Source organism: Geobacter sp. 60473 (genome assembly GCF_036323535.1).
Lineage (GTDB): Bacteria > Desulfobacterota > Desulfuromonadia > Geobacterales > Geobacteraceae > Geobacter > Geobacter sulfurreducens.
On the sequence record NZ_AP028967.1, the window covers coordinates 218,160 to 244,238 of the forward strand.

Below are 26,079 nucleotides of genomic sequence, written 5' to 3' on the forward strand. Positions count from 1 at the left end.
CGCGTTTGATGTCGAATAAGCCGTGCGTAGGCCCATGCTCCCGGTTGCGTTAATCGGTTTTGTTACTTGTGGTAATTAGCAATATCAATGCCTCTTGCTGCAGGCTTTTGATTGTGGTGTGGATTCAGTGGGATACGACAACAGCGACGAGAATGGGGTTCTATCGGTGGATTCTTTTGACCCAATCGGTGGGGCAAATCTCCCAGTTGCCGGCACGCAGGGGCGGCATCGTATTTCCCGAGTCGTGAGGTTGACAACGGGAGGCCGGGGAATAGACTCTTCTAGTATCGAATCTGTAAACATGATGGAGTTGGCGAAGTTACCGCCACCTCCCCTTTTCAAGGAGGGAGCAATGAAACAGCGATTGCAGTTCCTTGCGCTGGCCATCGCCTCGCTGCCCGGCATGGCCGGCGCGGCTGACGTGGCGGTGGATGCCACTACGCTTATCCGGCTGGAAGAGCGCAGCGTCCCCGGGTTCAAGGACGAGACCCTGGCGCCGGCTACCCAGTTCCTCGGCATCGATGTGGAAAAGCTTGCCGACGGCAATCTTTCTTTCCATCTCTATGGCTGGGGACGGCTCGATCTGGCCGACAAGAGCACCGATGGGGGCTCAACCGATGGCGACCTTGCCTATGCCTACCTGGCATACCGGTTCCCCCGGGCCGACGGACTCCTCAAGCTGGGCCGGTTCTACGTCTACGAGGGGGTGGCAGCCGAGCACGTGGACGGTGTCAGCGTCCGGACCGACCTGGCCGGCGGCTTCACCGGCTCCCTCTTCGGCGGGGTGCCGGTGCGGCTGAACATGACCGACCGGAACAAGGGGGATGCCATTGCCGGCGGCCGCCTGGGGTGGCGGCTCCCGGGCTACCTGGAGATCGGCGCTTCGGCCCTGTACGAGGCCAATACCGATACCGGCCTCACCGGTACACCGGAAAACTACCGGCAACTGGTGGGGGGCGACATCTGGCTCGCGCCGTTCAGGATGGTCGAGCTCCGCGGCACCACCAGCTACAATACCGCCACCGACGGCTTTGCCGAGCACAGCTACCTCCTTCTCGTAACCCCGATGAAAGGTGTGTCCGTGTCGGGGGAATACAACGATTACAACCTCGAACACTTCCTCGCCACCACCAATAACCGCTCCCTTTTCAACATCGATCGCGATACGACGCTGCGCAGTTACGGCGGCAGCGTTGCCTGGACCGTGGCCAAGCCCCTGGAGCTGATTGCCGACTACAAGCGGATCAACTACCACCGGGCCGACCGGGGCAATACCCATCGCTACGGCGGCGAGGTGCGGATGACCCTGGCCGAACGCACGGTCCGGGCGGGACTTTCCTATCACCGGGCCGACGCGGATGTTTCCGCCAACTCCTACCACGAGGTCCGAGCCTATATCCTGCGCGACGCAGCGCGTTATCGGGCCAGCGTGGATGCCATTGCTCATCTCTACGACGATGCCGTGCAACCCTATGGCGGAGACAATGCCTACGAGGTGATCGCCTCCCTTGGGTGGAAAATGCTCCCGAACCTGATGCTGTCGGGCGATATCAGCTACGGAGAGAATCCTCGCCTGGATTCGGAGACCCGCGGCGTGGTCCGGCTTGTCTATAACTTCAGCCATTCGGGCAAAGGAGCGGCGAAATGAAACCGATACAGCTCTTCATTGTTACAGCGGCCGTGACGGGTGTCCTTACCCTGACCGCCTGCACCCATATGATCTCCAGGGAATCGAGCCTGCCGTCCTGGCATCCTGAATCACTTGCCGCGGGACGGGTTGACTGCTCCGAGTGCCACGAGGACCGGGTGAAGGGGGTGCTCAAACCCTATGCCGCCTTCAGCCACACGCCGGTCTTCGTGCGTGACCACCGTTACTATGCCGGCCAGGATGACCGCCTCTGCGCGTCATGCCACAAGCGGTCTTTCTGCTACGACTGCCACGCCAACGAACTGGAGATCAAACCGTCGATCATGCACGGCGACCGGCCCGACCGGCAACTGGTTCACCGGGGCGATTACCTGACCCGGCACCAGATCGACGGCAGAATCGACCCGACCAGTTGCTTCCGCTGCCACGGCCGGACCAACAATGAGCAGTGCGTTGCATGCCACAGATAGGAGGCTCACGGTGAAATCGACGATCTTTCGTTTCCTGGCCGTATTCTGTGTCGGGCTTGCTCTCTGGGGCTGTTCCAGCGGCAGCGGCGATGCGCCGGCCATTGACCCGACAACCGGCAGGCACCCCGCCAACTGGATCGAGACCCACTGGGTTGAGTTCCGGAAAGACCGGGACCAGTGCGTCTCCTGTCACGGTTCATATCTCGATGCCGCCCAGTCGGGAGGCATCTCCGGGGTGAGCTGCTTCAGTCCCAACCGGGGAGCGCAGGTCTGTCACGCCACCGGTCCGGCCGGCCACCCCGCGGGCTGGGGAGCAGCAGACCAGCATGGCCGCTCGGGGGCCATGGCCGCCCCTGCCGTGGCGGCCGGCTTCGCCTACTGCAGTCGGTGCCACGGTGCTCTCTTCGATAATGGGCCGGCCCGCTCCTGCTTCGCCTGCCATACCAACGCGCCCCACCCGGACGCCCCGTGGCACGGCACCACTGCATCGGGGACCAACCACATATTCGTTGACCAGGGCAATGCCCCCGAGTGTGCCAAGTGTCACGCCAACGGCGCCAACTCGACCCTGCAGCCCACGACGCCCGCGCCTGCTGGAACTCCTGTCGGCTGTTTCAACAACACGCTCTGCCACGGCGCAGAAGCGGGGCATCCCGCCGGGTGGAGCGATCCGAACAGCGCCAACTTCCACGGGCCCAGGGCAAAGGCGGCCGACTCGCCCTCCGGCGGATTCAGCTATTGCAGAAAGTGTCACGGCGCCAACTACCAGGGGGTCGGTGCGGCGGTCAGCTGCTTCTCCGCCACGGTGGGCGCCTTCTCGTGCCACAACGGCGGCGCGCCTGCCGTCACACCCCATTCTCCGGCACCCTGGCGCGCTGCCCGGACCCACACCACCACCGACACCACCAACGCCGCCTCCTGTGCAGCCTGTCACGCCAACGGCGCCAACTCCACCCGCCAGCCCACCACCCCTGCACCAGCGGGCACGGCTGCGGGCTGCTTCAATAATACCCTGTGCCACGCCTCCGACGTCCAGCCGCCCCACCCGGTCGCCGGTGCCTATCTGCCTCCTGCGCAGCACGGTGCCGACGCCATCAACAAGAACAATAACGGCACGGGCCTGAACACCTGCCAGCCCTGCCACGCCACACCGGCCAGCGGCGCCAATCCGCGCTTCAACGTGCCGCGGGGCGCCACGCTCACCACTGGTTGCGAGACCTGTCACACAGCGCGGACGGCCCATCCCACCCCCTGGCTCATCGGGCGCGGAACCACCCAGGGCGCGACCAACCAGCAGCGCCACTCGACCCTTGCCACCCTTGCCACTGCCGGCACCGCGGTCACCAACTACTGCACGCTCTGCCACGGCGTCAACCTTAATGGGGCGGGCGGGGTGGCTCCTTCCTGCGTGTCGGGATCGAGCCGGCTGAATATCGCCGGTGTTAATGCGGTGTGCCACTTCACTGCCGTTGCCGTGAAGGACGTCGGCACCGGGCTCTTCAATATCCAGACCGGCTGTGTCTCGTGCCACGGCAACCCGCCGGTGGGTTCAGCTTTCCCGAACCGGGATCTGCAGCACACCGAGCATCTTTTCCCGAACGTGACCTGCGGCTCATGTCACAGCGGAGCCGGCTACGCCACCGTCCTGCACGGCAACGGGACGGCCAACGTGGTCCTGTCGACGACCTTCCAGGACAAGGACGGCGGGGCACCGGCCTATAATGCGGGCACCGGCACCTGTTCGAACGTCAGTTGCCACGGCGGGCAGACATCCCCGCCCTGGCCCAGCGGCCAGATCAATGTCAGCACCGACTGCGCTTCGTGCCATGCTTACGGCACCACCCAGTTCAACAGCTTTTCTTCCGGCGACAAGCGGCACCACACGGATATAACGCTGGTGTGTACCGAATGTCACGACACCGTGAAGCTGGCGACCACTCACTTCACGAATCTCCAGACCCCGGCCATGGAAGGGCCGGCATCATCGACCTTGCTTGATTCGCTGAACTATGATCCTGCTACGAGAAGCTGTCTGTTCACCTGTCACATCGGCAATGAGACCCATACGCGAAGCATGACGTGGTAGCGTGCCGATCGGCAGTATCGAAGACTGAAAGGGCGGGGGCGATCCCCCGCCTTTTCAGTGAAGGAGCACGGTTATGAAGAACAGTCGTTTTACCCTTCCTTCCCGTGAAATCTCTCCCGAGGAGGTCTTCTTTAACCGGCGCACCTTCCTCAAGGCCCTCGGTTTCGCGGGGCTCAATGCCTGGCCCCTCCTGAACGCCTGTACCAATTACGCCATGGAGCGGAGGGAGCTGGGCGGCACCCTCGTCAATCTCAAGACCCTGCCGGCTCGCCCGAATACGCGCTATCCACTGGACCGGCCCCTCACCGACCGCCAGGAAGCGGCCACGTACTGCAATTTCTACGAATTCACCTCGGGCAAGGACGTCTGGCGATACGTGGACCAGTTCATCACCCGCCCCTGGCAGATTTCAGTGACCGGCATGGTGAGGAACCCCAAGATCTTCGACGTGGATGAACTGGTGCGCGCCATGCCTCTGGAGGAGCGGACCTACCGTCACCGCTGCGTCGAGGCCTGGGCCATGGCGGTTCCCTGGACCGGCTTTCCCCTGGCCGAACTCGTCAAACGGGCCGATCCGCTGCCGAACGCCACCCATCTGCGATTCCTCTCGTTCCTGCGCAGGGATCAGGCCCCCAACCAGAGTGGCCTGTTCTCCACCGATCTCTGGCCTTATCACGAAGGGCTTACCCTGGCCGAGGCCACCAACGAACTGGCCTTTCTCGCGCTTGGGGTCTACGGCCGGGAGCTGCCGAAGCAGCACGGAGCGCCGATCCGTCTGGTCCTGCCCTGGAAGTACGGTTTTAAGAGCATCAAGTCCATCGTGGAAATCAATTTCACCGATCGGCAGCCCTCCACTTTCTGGAGCAGCCTGGGGCCGGACGAGTACGGCTTCTGGGCCAACGTGAACCCGGATGTCGATCATCCCCGCTGGTCACAGAAAAGCGAGCGGATGCTCGGCACGGGGGAGCGGCGGCCCACGGTCATCTTCAACGGCTACGGCGAGCACGTGGCCCGCCTCTACCGGCCGCCGCGGCGGGAGTTCTTTTATTGAACCTGCGGCGGCCTTTAGCGCATAAGGCTTCACACATATTCACCGGTCTGCTAAGATGCGACTGCGTCATCGCCCATTACCCCCGTTGCGGCAGAGGAGAACAGCGTGAACTCCACGGATAATTCGCCAGGGAAGGGCACGCCCGAGGGGCTTGCCGCCGATCCGCGCTTCAAGGTGGTCGAGCGGACCCTGAAACAATACCAGTACCGGGCCGATGCGCTCCTGGAGGTTCTCCATGTGGCCCAGGAGGCCTTCGGTTGTCTCAGCGACGAGCTGATGAACCATGTGGCCCGGCAGCTCCGCGTCCCCCCCAGCCGCGTCTACGGCGTCGCTACCTTTTATCATTTCTTTACCCTTGAAGCCCGGGGCGAGCACTCCTGCGTGGTCTGCACCGGCACAGCCTGCTACGTGAAACGCTCGGCCGAGATCGTGACGCGCCTTGAAAACGAGTTCGACGTGAAGGCCGGTAAAACCACGGCCGACGGCAAGCTTACCCTGTCGACGGTCCGCTGTCTCGGCAGTTGCGGGCTGGCCCCCATCGTGGTTCTCGACGGGGAAACCGTGGGGCGTTGTACCCCCGATTCGGCCGCCGCCGCCGTCCGGGTCATGCTGGCGGAAAAGAGCCCGGCCAGCGCAGAAGCGGTCCGCCCGGTTCGCCGCCGCAAGGGGGAAGGCCAATGAACCCCGCCGATCTCCATGCCATGGCCGGGGAAGAGCGGACCCGCCAGGAGGCGCTGCGGTGCCGCATCATGGTCTGCGCCGGTACCCCCTGTCTATCGGCTGGCGCTCTGGCGGTCCTGGACGCGCTGCGCCAGGCGGTGGTGGAGAGCCGGCTCGATGCGGAGATCGAGGCCGTCGGTACCGGCTGCATGGGGCCGTGCAGCCGCGGTCCCCTCGTCAAAGTGGCGGTTCAGGGGAAACCCGAGACCGTCTACGAGCGCGTCACCCCAGAGTTGGCCCGCCAGATTCTCTACTCGGTGGTGAAGGGACGCCGCCCGCCCACGGCCTCGCCGCTGCCGCCCGATCACCCCTACTTCACCCGCCAGATGAAGATCGTCCTGGCCAACTGCGGTACCATCGACCCCGAGCGGATCGAAGAGTATGTGGCCACGGGCGGCTACGATGCCTTGGCCCATGCCCTGCACGAAATGACCCCCGACGATGTCTGTCGCGAGATATCCGCTTCGGGGCTGCGGGGGCGGGGGGGCGCCGGCTATCCGGCGGGCGTCAAGTGGAACCTGGCCCGCAAAGCGCCGGGCGAGCGGAAATACGTGGTGGCCAACGGCGACGAGGGGGACCCGGGGGCCTACATGGACCGCTCCGTCATGGAATCGGACCCCCACCGCATCCTGGAAGGAATGGCCATTGCCGGCTACGCCATCGGCGCGGATCAGGGCTACATCTACGTCCGGGGCGAGTACTACCTGGCCGGAAGGCGGCTCGAGGCCGCCATCCGCGATGCCGAGCGCAAGGGGCTCCTGGGAAGCCGGGTGCTCGGCAGCAACTTCAGTTTCCGCATCGACATCCGCACCGGCGCCGGCGCCTTTGTCTGCGGCGAGGAAACCTCGCTCATGGCTTCCATCATGGGACGGCGCGGACAGCCCTGGCACCGGCCGCCCTATCCGGCCCAGCGGGGGCTCTGGGGATGTCCGACCCTCATCAATAACGTGGAGACCCTTGCGACCGTCCCGGCCATCATCGGGCGCGGTGCCACCTGGTACGCCGGCATCGGTTCGGCCCGGAGCCCCGGAACCAAGGTCTATGCCCTGGCCGGCCAGGTGGAGACCGCCGGCCTGATCGAAGTCCCCATGGGCACTACGTTGCGGGAGGTGGTGTTCGACATCGGCGGCGGCATCCCCGGCGGCAAGCGCTTCAAGGCGGCCCAGTCGGGCGGCCCTTCGGGCGGCTGCATTCCGGCCGAACACCTGGACACCCCCCTCGATTACGAAAGTATGGAGCGGATCGGCACCATCATGGGCTCCGGCGGACTTATCATCATGGACGAGACGAGCTGCATGCCCGACGTGGCCTCGTTTTTCCTCGATTTCTGCCGGGACGAGAGCTGCGGCAAGTGCATCCCGTGCCGCGTCGGCAGCATGGAGATGCACCGGCTGCTGCGGCGCATAACCTCCGGCACCGCTTGGCCGGACGACCTGCGCCGGCTGGAGGAGCTCTGCGATCTGATGGGCGCCACGAGCCTCTGCGGCCTCGGCCAGACCGCGCCCAACCCGGTGGTGAGCACCCTGCGCTACTTCCGGAATGAATACGAGGCCCACATCCGTGAGCGCCGCTGTCCGGCGGGCCGCTGCACCATGGCTGCCGAGCAGGAGCCCGGACCCGGCGGCAAGGCACTCCTGCACGCCGTCGGCGTCCCTGGGGAGGTAGGCTGATGCCGGTCATTACTCTGACCATCGACGACGAACTGATCAGCGGTCGCGAGGGGGAAACCCTGCTCCAGGTGATCAAGGAACACGGCATATCGCTCCCCACCCTCTGTCACATGGAGGGGCTCTCCGAGCGGGGCGGCTGCCGGCTTTGCATCGTGGAGGTGGCGGGCAGCCCCCGGCCCCTCCCCGCCTGCACCACTCCGGCGCGCGAGGGGATGGTGGTGCGGACCCGGAGCGAGCGGCTGGAGAACTACCGGCGGATGATCGTGGAGCTCATGCTCGCGGAACGCAATCACTACTGTGCCGTCTGCGTCTCCATCGGCCACTGTGAGTTGCAGCGGGTGGCCGCCGAAATGGGGGTCGACCATGTCCGCTACGAATACCTTTCACCCAAGCTGACCATGGATCTCTCCCACGAACGCTTCGGCCTGGACCATAACCGCTGCATTCTCTGCACCCGGTGCGTCCGGGTCTGCGACGAGATCGAAGGGGTGCACACCTGGGACATCTCCGGGCGTGGAGTGAAAAGCCGGATTATTGCCGATCTGAACCGCTCCTGGCGGGAGAGCGGCACCTGCACCAGCTGCGGCAAATGCGTCCAGGTTTGCCCCACCGGTGCCCTGTTCCTCAAGGGGGCGGTGGTCGGCGAGATGGTCAAGGACCCGACCATGCTCGCCCGGGTTCTGGAAGGGCGGGAGAAAAAGGAGTGGGAAGGATGACGCCGTCTGGGGGGATAACACGGGGTGCGCCCGGAGGAATGGAACTGATCGGCAGCGGCCGGCTCCGGCTTGCCACGGTCTGGCTGGGAGGCTGCTCGGGGTGCCACATGAGCTTCCTCGACCTGGATGAGTATCTCCTGGAACTGTCCCAGGCGGCGGACCTGGTCTACGGGCCGTTCGTGGATGCCAAGGAATTCCCGGCGGGCGTGGATGTGGCGCTGGTGGAGGGGGCGGTAACCAATCGTGCGAATCTGGCCATGGCCGGTATCATCCGTCAGCGGAGCCGGACCGTGATCAGTTTCGGCGACTGTGCCATCACCGGTAACGTTACTGCCATGCGCAACCTTCTCACCGTTGCCGAGACCCTGGATCCCTTTCGCTGTGACGGCGAGGCCTCGCCCGCCTTCGACTATGCGGCAGTGCCCCAGCTTCTGCCGCGGGCCCTGCCGCTCCACCAGGTGATTCCGGTGGACGGCTACATTCCCGGCTGTCCGCCTGACCCGGACCGGATCCGGGCAGCCATTGAATGCCTGCTGCGGGGAGAGCCGGTACACCTGGCCCCCGGCATGCTCACGTTCGGATAGGTATTTCCATGTCCCGCACCATAACCATAGATCCCGTCACCCGCATCGAAGGGCACGCGACCATCACCATCAGGCTCGACGATGCCGGGGCCGTGGCCGATGCCCGGTTTCACGTGACCGAATTCCGCGGGTTCGAGCGGATATGCATCGGCCGCAGCATCTGGGAGATGCCCGGCATCACCGCCCGCATCTGCGGCATCTGCCCCGTCAGCCACTCCATCTCCGCTGCCCGTGCCGGCGATGCCATCCTCGGCGTGGAGATTCCCCCGGCCGCAGTCCACCTGCGCCGGATCGCCAATCTGGCCTCTCTCATCCAGAGCCATGCCCTGAGCTTCTTCCACCTCTCCGCCGCCGATCTTCTCATGGGTATGGACGAGGAGCCCTCCCGCCGCAACCTCTGGGGCCTGGTGGCGCACCACCCGGAGGTGGCCCGCGGCGGCATCCGTCTCCGTCAGATCGGCCAGAAGATCGTAAGCGCCGTGGCCGGAGAGAGCATCCATCCCTCCTGGGCGGTGCCGGGCGGAGTCCGTGAGCCGCTCTCCCCGGAAGGCCGGGACCGGATCGCCGCGCTTCTGCCCGAGGGGCTCGCCATCGTCCGGGGCGCCCTGGGCATGCTTGACGGCATCTACGCCCGCCACGAAGCCGAGATAACCGCGTATGGGGACTTTCCCTCGCTCTTCGCGGGGCTGACGGCATCTGACGGTGGTCTGGAGCACTACGACGGCTCCCTCCGCTTCACCGATTCGGCAGGCGTCCACGTGGATGAGCTTTCCCCGGAGCACTACGCCCAGGCCATAACCGAGCGGGCCGAGCCCTGGAGCTACATGACCTTCCCCTACTACCAGCCCCATGGCGACCGGGAAGGGGGGGGGATGTTCCGGGTGGGGCCCCTGGCCCGGTTAAATATCTGCGACCGCGCCGGGACCCCCGAGGCCGACCGCGAACTTGCCGCGTTCCGGCAGGTGCGCGGCGCCGGCGGCATGGTCACCGGCAGTTTCCACTACCACCATGCCCGGCTCATCGAGATCCTCCACGCCCTGGAGCGGATCGGGATGCTCCTGGACGAGCCGGACATCCTGGATCGCCACGTCCGGAGCGAGGCCGGAGTGAATCGACCGGCCGGTGTCGGCTTCTGCGAAGCGCCCCGCGGCACCCTCTTTCATGACTACGAGGTGGATGACGACGGCATTGTCAGCCGTGTGAACCTGCTTATCGCCACCGGCATGAACAATCTTGCCATTAACCGGACCATCCGGCAGGTGGCGGCGGAGTTCATCAGGGGAGGGGAGTTCACGGAAGGGATTCTCAACCGGATCGAGCACGGTGTGCGGGCCTATGATCCCTGCCTTTCCTGCGCCACCCATGCCTACGGCAGGATGCCGCTGCGGGTGATGCTCCTGGGGCCGGACGGGACGGTGCTGGATGAGGCGAAACGGGGAAGATAGCGAGAGGGGCAGGTCATGGTCCTGCTGATCGGCTACGGCAATCGCCTGCGGCGCGACGATGGGGCCGGGGCGGTCCTTCCTGCGATGGTGGAGGGGGGCTCCCCTCTGGGCAGCGTGCGTGCCGTCGAAGCCCACCAGCTCCTGCCCGAGATGGCCGAGGAGATCGCCGCCCCGGAGGTGACCGGCGTCATCTTTTTTGACGCCTGCCCGGCCGTCGGCGGCATGAGCTCGGTGGCTGCCGTCTCTCTGGCGGCTTCATCCGGCGAGGGTGCCCTGGGGCACCACCTGGCTCCCGAGCTGCTTTTGGCCTATGCCGGGGAGCTTTACGGCCGGACCCCGCCGGCATGGCTCGTGACCGTGCCGGGAGAAGATTTCAGCCACGGGGAAGGGTTCAGCGACAGGGCCCGCGCCAACCTGGCCGAGGCCGACCGTGTGGCCCGTGCCCTAGTGCGGAAGCTGTCCGGAGGGTGAGGGATCATTCCCCGGCAAGCACCGGCAGCCGCTCCGTGAGCCGGATTTCCTCCGGCGTTACGAGCGCCCGGTAGGCCAGGGCTTCTACCCCGGCAGTCACGGCCTGCCGCAGAAGCCGGCCGTACACCGGGTCAATGGCGTCCGCCGGGGCCACGGCAGACCCGTCGCCACGCTGGACCACGAAGAAGATCACTCCCCGGTCCCCCTGCCGCACCACCTCCATCAACTCCCGCAGGTGTTTTTGCCCCCGTTCCGTCACGGCGTCGGGGAAGAGGGCCGTTCCCCCTTCCACGAGGGTCACATTTTTCACTTCGACCCAGCAGCGGCCAGGCCCTTCCAGCAGCAGATCAACCCGGCTGTTCGTCCCGTAGCGGACTTCGGGCCGGATGCGCTCATACCCCAGGAGTTCCGCGACGGTGCCGTTTTCAATCCCCTCCCGGACGAGCCGGTTGGGGAGGCCCGTGTTTATCCCCGCCCAGTAGCCGTCAGCCATGACCAGTTCCCAGGTGTAGGCGAGGCGCCGCTTCGGATTGTCGCTGAGAGAAAGGAACACGGCGCTTCCCGGCTGGCAGCATCCTTTCATGCTCCCCGAGTTCGGGCAGTGGGCGGTGACCACCGTCCCGTCGTCGAGGCGTACGTCGGCCAGGAAGCGCTGGTAGCGCCGGATCAGGGTGCCGGAGTAAAGAGGTCGTGGCAGAATCATGCCTGACAGATAGCACGCCGGCGATGTGATGGCAACAATCTGTCGACAGGCTGTCTTCACGCGGTGGAAATGATGTCTGGAAAATTAGAGCGGTCCCAGGTAGAATGTCTGCCTGAGTGTCAGTGCACGGAGGGGTAAGATGATCGGATTGATGATTCGGGTTGCAGGACAGCTTGGCCGTTACGCTCGTCTCCTGCCGGCAACTGCCGGCATGGTGCTCGTGCTGCAGGTAGCCGCCCAGGCCGATGTTTTGACTATCAACGGCGGTGCGAAGTTCACCAACTATCCCATGGTGACGCTCGGCATCAATGCCGCCCTGCACGGGGGAACCGTGCAGGCGATGCGCTTCAGCATCGACGACAGCACCTGGACAGACTGGGAGCCGGTTGCGGCATCAAAGCGCTTTAAGCTGACTGAACCGCTCAGTCTTTCCTTTTACGACGTATTCCTCCAGTTTCAGCAGGACGGGGTGGCGGTCCCCGATCCCCCTTATCCCGCCGCCATCGTTTATGACGACCTCATCGATACCGGCTTTTTCGGCGGCCAGGGAGTGGCATTGTTAGGCGGCACGGGGAACGACCGGGGCAAGGGGGTCGTGGTGCAGCCGGACGGCAAGCTGCTGGTGGTCGGCACCGTGGAGCAGGCGGCGGGCAATACCGACATCGTCCTCTGGCGACTCACGGCGCAGGGGGAGCCGGACACCAGCTTCGGGGTTCAGGGTTCAGTCGTGATTGACGCGGGCACGGCTGACCGTGCCGCCGGCGTGGCGTTGCAGGGCGACGGCAAAATTCTCGTTCTCGGCACCGTGGGAAGTGCCACTACCGCCTGGGAGGTCCGACGCTACGATTCAGCCGGCGTACTTGATACCTCTTTCGGCACGGGCGGGAAGTACCAGGAGGGGGCCTCCGGCGCCAACGAGGCCGGAAATCTGCTGGTTCAGCCCGACGGCAGGATCGTGATTATCGGCACCAGGGATGTTGCCGGAGCGAAAAAAATCCAGGTGATCCGTCTTACGGCGACCGGAGTGCTCGACAGCGCCTTCAACGGCAATACCGGCTACTACCGGCCCAACCTTCCCGGCAACAGTTTCGGGAATGGAGTAGCGCTCCAGGCGGACGGGAAGATACTGCTCGTCGGCACCTATGCTAACCCGAGCGGCGAAACCGATCTCTTCGTGCAGCGACTCAAAACCGACGGCACCCTCGACAACTTTAATGACGGATTGAATAATTTCTTCATGGCCGGCGATGCCGGCAACGACGAAGGCCTGGGGATAGCCGTCCAGCCTGACGGCAAAATCGTGGTGGTAGGGGCCTATCAGTGGGGTGCGGGTGACACGGATATCTGGGTGCTCCGCCTCAATGAGAACGGTACGCGGGACAATGATTTCAATGCCCCGGTCGGGGACTACAAGGATGGCGACGTATATAACGACAGGGCCGAAGCACTGGTGATCCAGCCTGACGGCAAGATCGTTGTGGTGGGGTCCTTCGGTTACGCGACCGACACCGACATCCTTGTGTTCCGACTCAATGCCGACGGAACTACAGACAACACCATCTACAATTTCTACGGGTTCTATACCATCAATTCGGGCGATGACGCAGGACGGGGCGTAGCGCTCCAACCCGATGGAAACATTGTCCTGGTGAGCACCTTCACCCGGGAGGAAGGCGATACCGACATCCACGTCCACCGGATCTTCGGCCGGAAAGAGACCCTCAGCGTTTCGACCACGGGTGGGGGCAGCGTTGCCGATGATCTGGGCGCCTTTACCTGGGTGGATCTGTCGGGAGAAGGCGACTACCTTCAGGGCGATTCGGTTGCCCTCACCGCGGCTCCTGCAACCGGCTATGTATTTACGGGGTGGGGCGGCGACTGCGCCGGCACCTCTCCCGTCTGCACGGTAACCATGGATGGTGCGAAGAACGTGACAGCATCCTTCTCCCTGGATCGGCCGGCCGCGCCGACCGGTCTCTCCGGCGTGCCGGGCAATGGTACGGCGGGCATTTCCTGGACCGCCAGCCAGGAGTCGGGCATTACCGGCTACAAGGTTTACTACGGTATTACATCGGGTAACTATGCGACCCCCGACCCGGTTGGCACTACCCCGGCACATGTGATTTCCGGCCTGATGAACGGCGTTACCTACTACATTGCCGTATCGGTACTCAAGAACGGCGTGGAAGGACCGAAATCGGCCGAAATCACCGTTACGCCCGGCATCAACCTCAGTGTGACCGTTGTCGGCACGGGTGGCGGCACCGTGTCGAGCGCGCCGGGAGGCATTAGCTGTCTCGACGGTTCAGGGTGCAGCGCGGTCTTTAATGCTGCTCCGGTGGTGCTCAGCGCAACGCCGAGCGCTGGATCGATTTTTGCCGGCTGGTCGGGTGCCTGCTCCGGTACTGATGGCTGTACGGTTACCCAGTATGGCCCCGTGGCCGTGACGGCAACATTCACGAAAATGCCTCCCGTGAAGCTTACTGCGGGAACCACGAGCTATTATTCAACAATCGCTGAGGCCTATGCCGCGTGCATCGGGGGAACTTCATGCACCATCGAGACCCAGGCGACCGAGCTTGCCGGCAACGTGACCTTGGCAAACGCCATAGCCGTGCTCTTCAAGGGAGGGTATGACGCAACGTTCTCGTCCAGCCCCGGCTTAACGACGTTGCAGGGCGTTGTTACGGTGGGTAGGGGCTCGCTCACGGCCCAGAATGTGGTCATCCGCTGACCGGGAGCCACGGCCAATGAAAAAACCCCGCCGGGCTTCATGCCGGCGGGGTTTTTTGCAAGCGAATTCGCTTGGTTCATGTAAATGGCGGGCGATACTGGATTCGAACCAGCGACCTCAGGCTTCGGAGGCCTGCGCTCTATCCAACTGAGCTAACCGCCCGCGAATCTCTATTGATACACCATCATCGATGATTTCACAAGAGGAAAGTTTTTTCGATGCCGGTCTCTGAATCCATGCCGCGGTTGTGTTTAGGTGCACCCTTTTGCTACACTGGTCGAAAATTTCAAGGTTCGAGGGTCATGAAGAACGTACCTGTCATCCTTCTTGTCGTGCTCTGTCTCGTTGTCGGCTTTACCCCCGCCCAGGCTGCCCATTACGAAATAAAGCAGATGGAGGAAGGGGTATATGCGGCCATTGCCCTGCCGGAGGGAAAGGCCGCCAGCAACGCGATGATTGTGGTTACCCCCTATCAGGTAATCTTGGCGGGAGCACATTTCATCCCCGAAGGGATCCGCGAGTTGATCGACGCAATTGCCGAGATCACCCCCATTCCTCTGCGCTACGTGATCCTTACCCACCATCATCCCGGCTATAATCATGTGGATTTCGACTTTCCCGCCAACGTGGAGATCATAACCTCCTGGCAGACCTGGCAGTCTCTCAGGGGAGAGTCGCGCCAGCTTCGTAATCACGTGACCTTCTTCGATAAAGGGTTGACCCTCATCCGGGGGAAAACGGTCCTGGTCCTGAACAGTACCGAGTTCGGTCACCGGGAAGGTGACATCATCATCTACCTTCCGAACGAAGGGGTGCTCTTTACGTCGGATCTCTTTTACAACGACGTGGTGGGGTACATGGGGGAAGGGAAGATGCGAGATTGGGTCGTCACTCTGGAAAGCCTGGAAGCGGTGGGGGCAAAGCACGTGCTTCCCGGCCTCGGCGATGTGTCCGACCGTGCCGGGCTCAGGCGGTTCAGGCTCTTCTTCAAGGAATTTCTCACCGAGGTTCTGCGTCACATCGAGGCCGGCAGGAGTCTTCCCGAGACAAAGGCCCAGTTCAGGCTGCCGCGTTACGACGCCATGCCCGGCTTCCGCACGTTTTTCGACGTGAACGTGGAGCGCGCCTATCTTGATCTCAAGGAAGACCTGGAGGCTGCCGCTACTTCGACACAGAGCCGTACACCGGCACGGTGATTTCGGGTTTGCCCGGCATATCGGTCTTTATGATGATGAATCCGCTCAGAAACCGGTCTTCCGGCCGGGGTGCCACCGACATGGTTATGGAAGTGCTTTCGCCGGGCTTGATGGTTTGTTTGCCGGCTGTTGCCTTGACCTGCGGCATGGGGGAGGTGACGGAGGTTATCTTCACGGGCCGGTTTCCCTTGTTCTCCATCGTCACGGTGAATACCCCGCTTGTTCCCGCCTTTATCTGTCCCAGGTTCAACTGCCGGGGCACCACAACCAGTACCTCGCTGACAACACCCGTGAGGGTGAGCGTGTAGTTCGGGTTTGCAGGATCATTGGTTTCGACGGTTATGGTCTTGGTGACCTTGCCGCCGAACGTGGTCGAGTCGAATGTGGTCTTGAGTTCGACGCTTCCTCCGGGTTCGATGGTTTTGCGGGGGAGGCTGATCACGGTGCAGCCGCAGGACGATTTGGTCCTTACGATCGACAGAGGGGAGTCTCCCTTGTTCTTCAGCGTAAAGACATGATCGAGCTTTTTCCCCTGAGGGATGGTTCCGAAATCAAAAAAAGGCTTGTCCACCGACAGGGTTGGTGCGGCGAATGCCGCAGTGACGCACTGAAGGAGCAGCATGATGGTCAGTAATGGGGCGAGCAGTTGGCGCATGCGCGTTCTCCGAATGCTGAAATGTCTTGAACCATGGCTGTATTCTGTTCATGGCTCCTTGAAATGGTATAGCATAAAGGGTGGGCTGGTGACCATATTGAATTGACACTAAGTGCCCTTATCTGTTATAGAAAAGTCCGAAATTACCGACTCGGCGCCGTTTTTTGCCGTGGTGGCCTTCTTCCGCTGCCCCACCTCTCACCGTGGAGTGACCAATGATCATCCAGTGTGCGCAATGCAGCAGCAAGTTCCGACTTGACGACTCCAAGGTAACAGCCGCCGGCATCAAGGTCCGTTGTTCCAAATGTCGACACATTTTCGTCATAAAAAAAGAAGCTCCTGCGGAAGAGCCGGATTTCGACTCGATTCTGCAAGGGCTGGATGCGACGGAGGGCAGGGAGGCTTCCGCTGCCGCCGTGGCCGCGGCTCAGGATGCAGGGAAAGAGAGTGAACCGGCCTGGGCGCCTCAGCAGGCGCAGGCTCCGTCATTTACTCCCGCTGATTCTGATGCCGAGGAAGCTGCCGACAATTTGGCGGCTTCCTCGGGAATCCCTTCTGGCCCGGCTGCTACTGATGAGGATTTCTCGTTCGACTTCGGCGGAAAACCAACGGCAGGGAGCGAAGAACATACGGGGCAGTCAACTGCCTCGGAGCCGGAGGGATTTGATTTCGGTGGATTCGGAGAGGATTCTGTCACGCAAGAGCAGTCGCGGCCGACCGGGCCTGCAGCTGTGTCTGCCGTCGGTGGATTCGGGGGCGAGATCGCTTTTGGCGAGGTGAGCCCCGAGGCCTTTGCTGCCGCAACAGATGCGGGGGGGCGGGAAAAAGGCTCCACCGGAGACTTTGCTCTGGAGTTCGAGGAGGGGGTGGCAAAAGAAGATGCCTCCTCGAAGATCGAGGCTGAGGAAGAAGCAGAACCGTTCGATTTCGGTGAGCTTGATCTCGGTATTGACGAGACCGCGCCGGAGCCCGAGACCCGTGACCGAATCAACGCGCCAGCCGCCACGCTTCCGGAGCAGTCTGTTGCTGAACCAGCCGCGACGACAACACCGTCGTCCCCCCTTGTTGTTCCCTTTGGAGAAGAGGAGGCTCCCCCTCTTGTCATCTCGTCACGCCGCAAGGGACGCTCCCTCCTTCCCCTCGTTGCTATTGTGGTGTCGGTCCTTGTAATCGTAGCGCTTGCCGGGTTCGGCTTCTACTTCTTCAAGGAGGGACCTGCCGCCTTCAATAAGCTCGGCATCGGCTTTGTTGCCGAGTGGCTCGGATTTGAAGCGCGGGAGGAGGGAGGGATCGGTCTTGACAAGGTCAGTGGGGGGTATCTGGCCAACGCGGAGGCGGGAGAGGTTTTCGTGATTCGTGGCGAAGCCATTAATAACTACCGCAAGCCCCGGGCGTCCATCCAGGTGAAGGGCGCGCTGCTGGGGTCGGGCGGCCAGGCGGTGGTGCAAAAGGTTGCCTACTGCGGCAACAGCCTGAGCGACGAACAGATAGCCTCGCTCCCCATGGCAAAGATCGAGTCAGCCATGAATAACCAGTTCGGTGATTCCCTGTCGAACCTGGGAGTCCAGCCGGGTAAGAGAATCCCCTTTGTTATCGTTCTGGCGAATATCCCCCGGGAGGCCACCGATTTCACCGTGGAGGTGACCGGTTCAACTGTTGCCACCCAGTGAGTATGAGGCCCGGTCAAGCATCCTGACCCGTGGGGCAGGTGGGGCTCGCAGGGTAGATTCTCTGATTGGGTGGATTCGACCAGTAATTGAATAATGGACAACGAAAAAGGCCGGCATGAAAGCCGGCCTTTTTCGTTGTCAGGGCAAAAAAATACCGGCATGACGCATGTCATGCCGGTATTGAAGTGGTACGACCTGTCGGTTAGGCTGCGCTGATAGCGCTTACCGGGCAGGTGTCGACGCAAGCGCCGCAGTCGATACACGTATCTGCATCAATCTTGTGCTTGTCGCCGGCCGGTGCAATAGCGTTGACCGGGCAGGAATCGACACAGGCGCCGCAATTGGTGCAGTCGTCGGAAATAGCGTGGGACACGGTATACCTCCTTGTGAAATATTTTTCTGAAAGCAGCGTAAACATATCACAGGGTTTCTGCGAAGTCCAGAGGAAAGGTTTTGCCGGTCCGACCCAGCCCCTTAAAAAAACTTGAATTCGACTTTTCCGTATTGTATATGTAAAAAACAGTTTTATTTTTCTGTCCCCATCTGTATCATCTCTCTTAAATCATCTTGAAATTGCTTGTTTTATTCGCGTTGAACAATTTTTATTTTCGCTCAATCAGGAGGAATGATGATCATACTTGCCCTCAATTGCGGCAGCTCATCGGTGAAGTACCAGCTGTTCGACTGGGAGAGAAAAGAGGTCGTTGCCAAGGGCATGGTGGAGCGGGTCATTATCGGCGACTCGTTCATCATGCACGAGGTGCCGGGCCGGGAAACGTACCGGAAAGAGTATGAGTGTCCCGACCACCAGGTGGCCATTGACCTGATCATCAGGACCGTGGTGGATGCAGAGCAGGGCGTTCTGGGAGATATCAACGAGATATCCGCGGTCGGTCACCGGGTCGTCCACGGGGGGGAAATGTTCACCCGTTCGGTGCTCATCGACGAAAAGGTGCTGGATGCGGTTAAGGAGGTTCAGCATCTGGCCCCCCTGCACAACCCTCCCAACATCGCCGGCATCGAGGCCGCTCAGGCGGTTCTCCCCCACGTTCCCCACGTGGCCATTTTCGATACGGCGTTCCATCAGACCATGCCCGAGCATGCCTACCTCTATCCGCTTCCCTACGAGTGGTATGAAAAATACGGTGTGCGCCGCTATGGCTTCCACGGTACGTCCCATCTCTACGTATCGAAGCGGGCTGCCGTTCTTCTCGGCAAGAAGCCTTCCGAGTGCAACATCATCACCATGCATATCGGCAACGGGGTGTCCCATTGTGCCATCAAGGGCGGAGTCTCCGTTGATACGAGCATGGGGCTTACCCCGCTCGAAGGTGCCGTCATGGGGACCCGCTGCGGCGACATCGATCCGGCCATCCCCGCGTTCATGATGCAGAAGGAAAACCTTTCCGCCAAGGAAATCGACAGCATCCTCAACAAGAAGAGCGGTGTGCTCGGGGTGACCGGTCGCTTTACGGACCGCCGCGACGTCATCGAACATGCGTCCAACGGTGATCATCGCTGCAAGGTGGCTCTCGATATCGAGGCCTACCGTCTGAAAAAGTACATCGGGACCTATATGGCTGCGCTGGGGCGCCTCGACGCCGTGGTCTTCACCGCCGGTGTGGGGGAGATGGGGTGGCCCATCCGCGAGAAAACCATCGAGGGCCTTGAAGGAATCGGCATCAAGCTCGACCGCGAACGGAATAAGGGAGCCATGACCCGCAAGCGGGAAAGCCTCATCACCACCGATGATTCTCCCATCAAGGTGTTCGTCATCCCCACGGATGAAGAACTCGTCTTCACCGAGGACGTGGTGGCCATTCTCAACGGCACTTACACCGATCACATGAATTTCGACTATTCGTTTGCACGGACGGACTTTGTGAGAAAGTAACGACCCGCAACGAATCGTGAAACATGAAGGCCGTCGGGCAGCAGTCCGACGGCCTTTTTGCGTGGTTGACGGAGATGGGGGAGAGCAAAAGGCCGCCGGGGGATGCCGGCGGCCTTTTGCGGTGCTTCGTTTGCGGGCTGGTTATCCCTGGGCCTGGACCGCGGTAATGGCGGCAACATTGACGATGTCTTCCACCGAACAGCCCCGGGAGAGGTCATTCACCGGCTTTGCCAGGCCCTGGATGATTGGGCCGATGGCCTCTGCGCCGGCCACTCGCTCCACGAGCTTGTAGGCAATGTTGCCGGCGTCCAGGTCCGGGAAGATGAGAACGTTGGCCTTGCCGGCCACGGTGCTGCCCGGGGCCTTGCGCTCGCCCACCTTGGGAAGGAGGGCCGCGTCAGCCTGGAGTTCACCGTCGATCTGAAGCGCGGGGTCAATGGCCTTGGCCAGTTCCATGGCCTTGAGGACCTTGTCCACGTCAGCATGGCTGGCGCTTCCCTTGGTGGAGAATGAAAGCATGGCCACCCGTGCGTCCACGTCGAGGAAGGCCTTGCAGTTGCGGGCGGTGGCCACGGCGATGTCGGCCAGGGCCTGGGCATCGGGGTTGGGGTTTACGGCGCAGTCGGCAAAGAAGATGATACCGTTTTCGCCGAAGGACGGGGTCTTGGTGACCATGAAGAAAAATGAGGAAACCGTTTTGATCCCCTTGGCAGGGCCCACGGTCTGAAAAGCTGCCCGGAGCACGTCGCCGGTGGTGCCGGTGGCGCCGGCCACTTCTCCTCCGGCGTCACCCTGGCGGACCATCATGCCGGCATAGTAGAGGTTGTCTGCCGCGGTAAGGAGCTTAAGGGCTTCATCCTTGGAGAGCCCCTTGCTCTTGCGGAGTTCCGCGAGGGCGTCGGCATATTCGTTGAGCTTGGGAGACGTTGCCGGATCGATCAACTCGACACCGGAGATGGTGACGCCAAGGTCGGCCGCTTTCCTGGCGATGGCGTCGGCATTGCCAAGCATGACGACTTTTGCCAAACCCTGTTCCACGATCTGTTGGGCGGCGGCATACATCCGGTCATCATAGCTCTCCGGGAGCACGATTGTTTGCAGGTTGTTCCGGGCTTTAGCCTTGATTTGGTCCATCAGACCCATGGTCGATCCTCCTTGGTCTAAAATTAAAACGGAATTCTAGTGTATAGCCCATACCGGGGACCCGGTCAACAAAAAACCCGGCGTGGGCCGGGTTTCGGGATGGCTGAAAGAGAGATTGTTTCAGTGTACTGGGGCGCAGTCGCGGGTGTCGCCCTGGATTTTTTCAACGGCGTGCGGCACGGCCGGCCAGACCGCTTCCAGGTTTTCAACGGCGCCACGGGGGCTGCCGGGGAGGTTGATGATCAAGGCGGTTCCCCTGATCCCGGCCACGGCCCGAGAGATCATGGCGTTGGGGGTTTTCTGGAGGCTCCTCATCCGCATCACCTCGCCGAAGCCGGGGATGAGCCGATCAAGGATCGTCATGGTGGCATCGGGGGTAACGTCCCGGGGGGAGACTCCGGTGCCGCCTGTTGTGAGAATCAGGTCCACGTCTTCTGCGTCGGCCCATGCGGCGAGGCGGGCGGAAATGAGGTCGGCCTCGTCGGGGATGATCTCTGTGCGCACCGTTTCGACGCCCTGTTCAGCCAGCCATGCGACGAGGGCCGGACCGCTGGCGTCGGCCCGTTCGCCCCGGGAACCCTTGTCGCTCAGGGTTAGAATCGCCGCCTTCATTGTCCTTCCTCCCTCTGCCACGTGCCGCTCTTCCCTCCCTCCTTGAAGAGAAGGCGAATCTGGCTGATGGTGATTCCCTTGTCGGCTCCCTTGCACATGTCGTAGATGGTGAGTGCTGCCACGGCCGCCGAGGTCATGGCTTCCATCTCCACTCCGGTCCGCTCGAAGGCCCGTACCGTGGCTCTGACGGTGACGGTGCCGCAGGCCTGGTCGGTATCGAAATCGATTGCCGCGTGGTGGATGGCCAGGGGATGGGAAAGGGGGATCAGCTCCGGTGTCTTCTTGGCGGCGGCGATGCCGGCGATCCGTGCCACGCCCAGGACATCGCCCTTGGTGGTCCGGCCGGCCAGCAGGTCGGCCAGGGTGTCCGGCTGCATTGATACCGTGGCGGCGGCCGTGGCGGTGCGCAGGGTCGGCTGCTTGCCACTCACGTCCACCATAATGGCCCTTCCCTGGTCGTCAAAATGGTTGAAAGACATATGTGATTCCCCCTAGCGTTCCAGCATCGCAACGTCGTCCCGCAGGATCATCATCTCCACTTCGCTTCCGGCCGGGACGACCGAGGCCTCCCGGGGAAGCAGCACGAGCGCGTTGGCATTGACCATGGTTCTGAGAATGCCGGTGTGCTGCTCACCGGCGGTGGAAGCCACCAGACGGCCGTCCCGTTCCGTCGCCTGTACCCTGAGAAAGTTTACCTTGCCCGGTTTCTTGCGTGCCTCCTCGAGAAGCGTGGCCTTAACAAAGGGGCGCACCACGCGGGAGTGTCCCATCATCCGCAGGAGCGCCGGGCGGACGAAGAACTCGAAGGTGATCATGGTGGAGACCGGGTTGCCGGGAAGGGAGAAGACCGGTACCTGACCATGCATGCTGAAAGCGGTGGGGCCGCCGGGTTTCATGTCGACTTTCCAGAAGAGCTGTTCAGCCCCCAGTTCGGCCAGGACATCGCGGACCAGGTCGCGGTCGCCGGCCGAGACGCCGGCCGACGTGATGAGGACGTCTGCCCTAAGCCCTTCGGCAAGCTTTTCCCGGTGGCTTTCCCGGTTGTCGCGGGCGATGCCGATGATGACCGGTTCGGCGCCGCACAGGCGTACCGCGGCTGCCAGGGACAGGGCATTGGAGTTGATGATCGTGCCCGGCGCGGGGGATTCGCCCAATTCGACCAGTTCGTCGCCGGTGGACAGAATGGCGACCCGGGCCTTGCGGAATACCGGCACCAGCGCCTTGCCGAAGGATGCGAGCATGCTGATTTCGGGGGGCTGGAGCAGGGTGCCGCGGGGGACCACGATATCGCCCGTGGCGACATCTTCTCCCTTGAAGCGGATGTGCTGGCGGCGCGCGACTGCTGCCATGATCCGGACCGTGCCGCCTTCGTCTTCGGTTTCTTCCACCGGCACCACCGCGTCGCAGCCGGGCGGTACCGGTGCGCCGGTCATGATCCTGATGACGCAGCCGGGCTCCACCGGGCCTTCGGGCCGGCCGCCGGCGGGAATATAGCCCGTAACCTTCAGGGATACGGGAACCTCACCACAGTCGTCGGCGCGCACGGCAAAGCCGTCCATGGCGGAGTTGTCGCAGAGGGGCATCTCCCAGGGGGCGATCAAGTCCTCGGCAAGGACCCGGCCGACGGCCTCCAGGATACCCACCCGCTCGACACCGAGCGGCGCTACGCGATCGAGAATAATGCTGCGGGCTTCGGTGAAAGACGGCACAATTCATCTCCTTCGCTGCTGGATAATTTGACGCCCGTAAGCGGGTTGGCCAGTTCGCCCGCCACCAGGTGAATGCGGTCTCCACCCAGCCGCTCCGCATGCTCCGGGTCGTGGGTGGTCATGATGACCATGGTCCCGTCGGCCGGCAGACCGGCGATGATGGAGGTGAGGAGCTCACTCGTTGCCCGGTCGACGTTGGCCAGGGGCTCGTCCAGAAGCAGGATGCTCGTTTTGAGTGCCAGCGCCCTGGCCAGGGCGACCCGCTGGGCCTCTCCGCCGGAGAGCTCACGGGAGCGGCGATGGCCGAATCCGCCGAGACCCACAAGGGTCAGGGCACTCTCGACCCTGCTCTTTAATTCTTCACCGTGGACGCCGCGAAGTTTGAGGCCGTAGGCCACATTGGTGAAAACACTGCCGGTGAAGAGGTACGGAGACTGGTGCACCAGCGTGACTTGGCGCCGCAGGTGCTGAAGTGAGCCATTGTTCCAGCGCACCGTCCGGTCGCCGAAGACGATTTCGCCGCTTGTGGGTGCCGCGAGGAGAGCCAGGTGGGAGAGGAGGGTGCTCTTCCCGGCACCGTTGGCGCCGGTGAGGGTATAGATCCTGCCGCTGCGCAGCGTGAGCCGGTCAATGGCAAGGACGGTCCGGCCGGCGTAGGTAGTGCGTATGTTGGTGAGCCGGATGCATTCGCTCATGGTGCTGTCACCTCTGCTGCAGGGCGTTGAGAGCCATGTTGACGATCAGCGCGACCGCCATGAGGATGAGCCCCAGGGCGAGCCCCAAGGCGAATTCCCCCTTGCCTGTCTCCATGGCGATGGCGGTCGTCATGGTCCGGGTATGGCTCCGGATGTTGCCGCCGAGCATCATGGCAACTCCCACCTCGGCGATAACCCTGCCAAAGGCGGCAATGAGCGCGGCCATGATACCGAAGCGCATCTCCAGTACCAGTCGTCGGATACTTTCGAACGGCCCGGCGCCCAAGGTGAGGGCCGTTGGGACGATGCGGGGATCGGCGCCCTTGATGGCACTCATGGTTAGGTTCGCCACGATGGGGATGGCCAGGAGCGTCTGTCCCACGACCATGGCCCAAGGTGTGAAGAGAAGGCCGAATTCGCCCAGGGGACCCTGGCGGCTGATGAGACTGTAGACGAAGAGTCCCACAACGACCGTGGGCAGGGCCATGAGGGTGTTGAGCAGCGTCACCGCCGCCCGCTTGCCGGGAAATTCCGCCACCGCCACCATCACACCCGTCGGCACGCCGGCCAGGGCCGCGAACAGGGTCGACCAGAGCGATACGACGATTGATACGGTCACCGCGCTGACCACGTCCGGGTCGCGGGAGGCAATGAGCTGGAGAGCGGTCGTAAGGGATTCGGAGTAAAAGTCCATGGCTGCGGATGAGAGCGAACCGCTGACCGGTCACGGATACCCCCGGTCAGCGGTTCAATGCTATGATGATTTCTATTTCTTGTAAATAAAGAAGACCGGTTCGCCGTGGGCCTTGTAGTCGGAGATGGTCTTCAGCCCCTCCGGGCCGGTGATGTAGTCGATGAGTTTCATGGCCAGGTCATACTTGACGTGGGGGAATTTTTTCGGATTGACGGCCATGATCCCGTAGGGGTTGAAGAGTCCTTTTTCACCCTGGAACAGAATCACAAGATCGGTTTTGGCACCCTTGAAGGCATTGTATGTCCCCCGGTCGGTCAGGGTGTAGGCGCGCCGCTCGGTGGCCATCGTGATGACCGGTCCCATGCCCTGGCCCGCTTCCACATACCAGTCTCCTTTAGGATCAACGCCGGCGGACTTCCAGAGGTCAAGTTCCTTGGTATGAGTGCCCGACTTGTCGCCCCGGGAAATGAAGGAGGCTCCTTTCGCAGCGAGCAGCTTCAGGGCCTCTGCGGCTGTCTTCGCCTTGGCGATGCCTGCCGGGTCGTTTTTCGGGCCAATGATGACGAAGTCGTTGTACATGACGTCTTTGCGGTTCACTCCGAATCCGTCGGCCACGAACTTGTCTTCCAGCTTGCGGGCATGGACGAAGACCACATCAACATCGCCCGCTTCGCCCAGTTTCAGGGCCTGACCGGTACCCACGGCAATCACATCGACCTTGACGTTGTTCTTCTTCTCGAACGGGGGAAGAAGAACTTTGAGCAGTCCCGAGTCCTGGGTTGAGGTTGTGGTGGACATTTTGAGGCGCTCCTCGGCACCGGCAACGGTAACGAGCATGAGGAGCGCAACGAGGGTTGCCGCGAACGAACGATACATTTTCATGGGCGAGTCTCCTTTTGGTGGATTGCTTCTACTCTGCAAATTGCTCCCGCTTGTGAACGGTCGACATTTTCTTGAGACGGGCGATGCCGTGCCGGCAGGCGGAAAAAGCGTCCTCGCTGTTGGGGGAGCTTGCGGCCACAAGAGAGATGATCTCTCCGACGCCCAGGCAACCCTCCCGCCTGATCAGAAGAACGTCTTCCAGTTGCCACTGCTGGCGCAACTCGGCGGAGATTGCCTCGAGTTCCTCGATCGCACCAGCGTCGAACCGGTAGTCGATGCAGGCGGTGGGCGCGCTGTTGCCGGCGTCCTGTTTCACCACGGCGTAGTGAAGGACAATCGAGCCTGAAGTCCCTTTTGAGAGAAGCCCATAGGCAGTTGTGGGGTCGATGGGGGTGTCGGTAATGATGACCATGGTTGTGGCTCACCTCGCAGTCAGGATAATCCGCACACAAAAAAAGCCTCCTGCCGAATGGAAGGAGGCCCTTGGACGCATGGCGACCGGGGAATCTCCTTTCCAAAAGGGAGGCGCCGCCGTTTCCAGCGGAACCCGTTGGCCGGGCGCCATAGGTTGTAACCTTGCAGGCGCAGCGGCTCGGAGAGATGTTACTCGAATATGCTACCCATGATGTAT

The 26,079-nt window shown here is 62.4% G+C and carries 25 protein-coding genes, 1 tRNA gene and 1 riboswitch; of the genes, 14 read left to right on the forward strand and 12 right to left on the reverse strand.

Going from position 1 to position 26,079, the window contains the following annotated elements:
• Positions 1–352: 352 nt before the first annotated feature.
• From AABA48_RS01020 to AABA48_RS01065, 10 genes are all read left to right on the forward strand, one after another.
• Entirely contained in the window at positions 353–1,648 is a 1,296-nt protein-coding gene (locus AABA48_RS01020; RefSeq protein WP_324312614.1) for a hypothetical protein, read from the forward strand.
• On the forward strand, positions 1,645–2,118 hold the full coding sequence (locus tag AABA48_RS01025) for a hypothetical protein (RefSeq protein WP_014551950.1): 474 nt from the start codon (positions 1,645–1,647) through the stop codon (positions 2,116–2,118). Before AABA48_RS01020 ends, AABA48_RS01025 begins: the two co-directional genes overlap by 4 nt.
• Before the next feature lie 10 nt (positions 2,119–2,128).
• Complete coding sequence (locus AABA48_RS01030; protein WP_338270811.1) at positions 2,129–4,204, forward strand: CxxxxCH/CxxCH domain c-type cytochrome; 2,076 nt, start codon at positions 2,129–2,131, stop codon at positions 4,202–4,204.
• A 73-nt stretch (positions 4,205–4,277) separates the two neighbouring features.
• A complete protein-coding gene (gene msrP, locus AABA48_RS01035; RefSeq protein WP_338270812.1) occupies positions 4,278–5,255 on the forward strand; it encodes a protein-methionine-sulfoxide reductase catalytic subunit MsrP in 978 nt (325 codons plus the stop codon).
• A gap of 105 nt (positions 5,256–5,360) precedes the next feature.
• Complete coding sequence (hoxE, locus tag AABA48_RS01040) at positions 5,361–5,936, forward strand: bidirectional hydrogenase complex protein HoxE (protein ID WP_338270813.1); 576 nt, start codon at positions 5,361–5,363, stop codon at positions 5,934–5,936.
• Positions 5,933–7,645 (forward strand): NuoF family protein, encoded by a 1,713-nt coding sequence (locus AABA48_RS01045; protein WP_324312623.1) that lies wholly within the window; start codon positions 5,933–5,935, stop codon positions 7,643–7,645. The genes hoxE and AABA48_RS01045 overlap by 4 nt, the downstream gene beginning before the upstream one ends.
• Positions 7,645–8,361, forward strand: coding sequence for a bidirectional hydrogenase complex protein HoxU (gene hoxU / locus AABA48_RS01050; protein WP_214302678.1), 717 nt, complete (start codon positions 7,645–7,647; stop codon positions 8,359–8,361). The genes AABA48_RS01045 and hoxU overlap by 1 nt, the downstream gene beginning before the upstream one ends.
• Positions 8,362–8,399: 38 nt before the next feature.
• The gene (locus AABA48_RS01055; protein ID WP_214302677.1) at positions 8,400–8,945 is read left to right on the forward strand and encodes an NADP oxidoreductase; all 546 of its coding nucleotides are present in this window, start codon (positions 8,400–8,402) and stop codon (positions 8,943–8,945) included.
• An 8-nt stretch (positions 8,946–8,953) separates the two neighbouring features.
• Entirely contained in the window at positions 8,954–10,390 is a 1,437-nt protein-coding gene (locus AABA48_RS01060; RefSeq protein WP_324312627.1) for a Ni/Fe hydrogenase subunit alpha, read from the forward strand.
• A gap of 15 nt (positions 10,391–10,405) precedes the next feature.
• A complete protein-coding gene (locus AABA48_RS01065; RefSeq protein ID WP_286351728.1) occupies positions 10,406–10,861 on the forward strand; it encodes a hydrogenase in 456 nt (151 codons plus the stop codon).
• A 4-nt stretch (positions 10,862–10,865) separates the two neighbouring features.
• On the opposite strand, the gene sfsA is transcribed toward AABA48_RS01065, so the two are convergent.
• Entirely contained in the window at positions 10,866–11,564 is a 699-nt protein-coding gene (sfsA, locus tag AABA48_RS01070) for a DNA/RNA nuclease SfsA (RefSeq protein ID WP_010943351.1), read from the reverse strand.
• Between the two features lie 139 nt (positions 11,565–11,703).
• On the opposite strand from sfsA, the gene AABA48_RS01075 reads away from it, so the two are divergent.
• Positions 11,704–14,298, forward strand: a complete 2,595-nt coding sequence (locus tag AABA48_RS01075) for an InlB B-repeat-containing protein (RefSeq protein ID WP_286351729.1) — start codon at positions 11,704–11,706, stop codon at positions 14,296–14,298.
• Positions 14,299–14,383: 85 nt separating this feature from the next.
• On the opposite strand, the gene AABA48_RS01080 is transcribed toward AABA48_RS01075, so the two are convergent.
• Positions 14,384–14,460 (reverse strand) — tRNA-Arg (locus AABA48_RS01080).
• 140 nt (positions 14,461–14,600) lie between these two features.
• Here AABA48_RS01080 and AABA48_RS01085 point away from each other — a divergent pair.
• Positions 14,601–15,494, forward strand: a complete 894-nt coding sequence (locus AABA48_RS01085; RefSeq protein ID WP_010943349.1) for an MBL fold metallo-hydrolase — start codon at positions 14,601–14,603, stop codon at positions 15,492–15,494.
• Here the strand turns inward: AABA48_RS01085 and AABA48_RS01090 are convergent.
• Positions 15,460–16,149, reverse strand: coding sequence for a DUF1573 domain-containing protein (locus AABA48_RS01090; protein ID WP_286351730.1), 690 nt, complete (start codon positions 16,147–16,149; stop codon positions 15,460–15,462). The two genes, AABA48_RS01085 and AABA48_RS01090, sit on opposite strands and share 35 nt — an antisense overlap.
• Before the next feature lie 215 nt (positions 16,150–16,364).
• Between AABA48_RS01090 and AABA48_RS01095 the strand changes: the two genes are divergently transcribed.
• Positions 16,365–17,819 carry a DUF3426 domain-containing protein gene (locus AABA48_RS01095; RefSeq protein ID WP_338270814.1) on the forward strand — a complete coding sequence of 485 codons (1,455 nt, stop codon included), beginning with the start codon at positions 16,365–16,367 and terminating at the stop codon, positions 17,817–17,819.
• Between the two features lie 202 nt (positions 17,820–18,021).
• Here AABA48_RS01095 and AABA48_RS01100 read toward each other — a convergent pair whose 3' ends face one another.
• Complete coding sequence (locus AABA48_RS01100) at positions 18,022–18,192, reverse strand: indolepyruvate ferredoxin oxidoreductase subunit alpha (protein WP_010943346.1); 171 nt, start codon at positions 18,190–18,192, stop codon at positions 18,022–18,024.
• Between the two features lie 255 nt (positions 18,193–18,447).
• Between AABA48_RS01100 and AABA48_RS01105 the strand changes: the two genes are divergently transcribed.
• The gene (locus AABA48_RS01105) at positions 18,448–19,713 is read left to right on the forward strand and encodes an acetate kinase (protein ID WP_286351732.1); all 1,266 of its coding nucleotides are present in this window, start codon (positions 18,448–18,450) and stop codon (positions 19,711–19,713) included.
• 141 nt (positions 19,714–19,854) lie between these two features.
• Here AABA48_RS01105 and pta read toward each other — a convergent pair whose 3' ends face one another.
• From pta to AABA48_RS01145, 8 genes are all read right to left on the reverse strand, one after another.
• Complete coding sequence (gene pta, locus AABA48_RS01110; protein ID WP_286351733.1) at positions 19,855–20,856, reverse strand: phosphate acetyltransferase; 1,002 nt, start codon at positions 20,854–20,856, stop codon at positions 19,855–19,857.
• Positions 20,857–20,976: 120 nt separating this feature from the next.
• A complete protein-coding gene (gene mog, locus AABA48_RS01115) occupies positions 20,977–21,468 on the reverse strand; it encodes a molybdopterin adenylyltransferase (protein WP_014551937.1) in 492 nt (163 codons plus the stop codon).
• The gene (moaC, locus tag AABA48_RS01120) at positions 21,465–21,947 is read right to left on the reverse strand and encodes a cyclic pyranopterin monophosphate synthase MoaC (RefSeq protein ID WP_014551936.1); all 483 of its coding nucleotides are present in this window, start codon (positions 21,945–21,947) and stop codon (positions 21,465–21,467) included. The genes mog and moaC overlap by 4 nt, the downstream gene beginning before the upstream one ends.
• A 12-nt stretch (positions 21,948–21,959) precedes the next feature.
• Positions 21,960–23,177 (reverse strand): molybdopterin molybdotransferase MoeA, encoded by a 1,218-nt coding sequence (locus AABA48_RS01125; RefSeq protein ID WP_014551935.1) that lies wholly within the window; start codon positions 23,175–23,177, stop codon positions 21,960–21,962.
• Complete coding sequence (locus AABA48_RS01130; protein ID WP_192905465.1) at positions 23,132–23,872, reverse strand: energy-coupling factor ABC transporter ATP-binding protein; 741 nt, start codon at positions 23,870–23,872, stop codon at positions 23,132–23,134. The genes AABA48_RS01125 and AABA48_RS01130 overlap by 46 nt, the downstream gene beginning before the upstream one ends.
• 7 nt (positions 23,873–23,879) lie before the next feature.
• Positions 23,880–24,566 carry an ABC transporter permease gene (locus tag AABA48_RS01135; protein ID WP_014551933.1) on the reverse strand — a complete coding sequence of 229 codons (687 nt, stop codon included), beginning with the start codon at positions 24,564–24,566 and terminating at the stop codon, positions 23,880–23,882.
• 72 nt (positions 24,567–24,638) lie between these two features.
• Positions 24,639–25,448 (reverse strand): substrate-binding domain-containing protein, encoded by an 810-nt coding sequence (locus AABA48_RS01140; RefSeq protein WP_192905466.1) that lies wholly within the window; start codon positions 25,446–25,448, stop codon positions 24,639–24,641.
• A 28-nt stretch (positions 25,449–25,476) separates the two neighbouring features.
• Positions 25,477–25,860 carry a molybdenum cofactor biosynthesis protein MoaE gene (locus AABA48_RS01145; RefSeq protein WP_192905467.1) on the reverse strand — a complete coding sequence of 128 codons (384 nt, stop codon included), beginning with the start codon at positions 25,858–25,860 and terminating at the stop codon, positions 25,477–25,479.
• Positions 25,861–25,939: 79 nt separating this feature from the next.
• Positions 25,940–26,058, reverse strand: a riboswitch (molybdenum cofactor riboswitch).
• Between the last annotated feature and the right edge of the window lie 21 nt (positions 26,059–26,079).